This window comes from Aquitalea sp. ASV11 (genome assembly GCF_016429185.1).
In the GTDB taxonomy this organism is placed as follows: domain Bacteria; phylum Pseudomonadota; class Gammaproteobacteria; order Burkholderiales; family Chromobacteriaceae; genus Aquitalea; species Aquitalea pelogenes.
In genome coordinates this window covers 1-297 of the sequence record NZ_JAELUD010000292.1, presented here as the reverse complement: position 1 = coordinate 297, position 297 = coordinate 1, and the positions used below count along the sequence as shown (strand labels likewise).

The following is a 297-nucleotide window of genomic DNA, read 5'->3' as shown; positions in this document are numbered from 1 at the left end:
CCCCCCCCCCCCCCCCCCCCCCCCCCCCCCCCCCCCCCCCCCCCCCCCCCCCCCCCCCCCCCCCCCCCCCCCCCCCCCCCCCCCCCCCCCCCCCCCCCCCCCCCCCCCCCCCCCCCCACCCCCCCCCATCTTACTGTTCGTCGGCAGCGTCAGATGTGTATAAGAGACAGGGTGGTGCCTGACATCCAGGCCGCATGCGACTTGCTGCAGGAACAATACCGCAGCAGCGCCGGCAACGACGGCTATGTCAGCCTGGAAGTGTCCCCGGCCCTGTCGCATGACGAAGCGGGCACGCTG

The 297-nt window shown here is 77.1% G+C and carries 1 pseudogene; it reads left to right on the top strand.

From position 1 onward, the window contains the following. Positions 1–297: pseudogene (locus JHD62_RS22210) on the top strand (transaldolase family protein); the annotation flags it as partial.